The organism is Burkholderia sp. BCC1993, assembly GCF_905339865.1.
Taxonomy (GTDB): Bacteria; Pseudomonadota; Gammaproteobacteria; order Burkholderiales; family Burkholderiaceae; genus Burkholderia.
On record NZ_CAJPGZ010000079.1, the window covers coordinates 1 to 358 of the forward strand.

The window sequence follows — 358 nt, forward strand, 5'->3', positions numbered from 1 at the left end:
GCTCGCCGCCTTCGTCGAGCACAGCCTGCAGGCGATCCCGATGTGGCTGATGATGGCGATCTTCATCGGCGTCGGCCTGTGGCGCGTGGGCTGGCGTTTCGCGCTGTTCACCACCGCGTCGCTGCTGCTGATCTTCGCGACGGGCTTCTGGGACCAGACGGTCATCACGCTCGGGCTCACGCTGTCGTCGACGATCATCAGCCTCGTGCTCGGCGTTCCGCTCGGCATCTGGGCCGCGAAGAGCAAGTGGGTCGCCGCGATCGTGCGTCCGATCCTCGACCTGATGCAGACGATGCCCGCGTTCGTCTACCTGATTCCGGCCGCGATGCTGTTCGGTCTCGGCCGCGTGCCGGGGATT

The 358-nt window shown here is 66.5% G+C and carries 1 pseudogene; it reads left to right on the forward strand.

What is annotated here, in order from left to right:
• Positions 1-358, forward strand: a pseudogene (locus U4Y91_RS36655) (choline ABC transporter permease subunit); the annotation flags it as partial.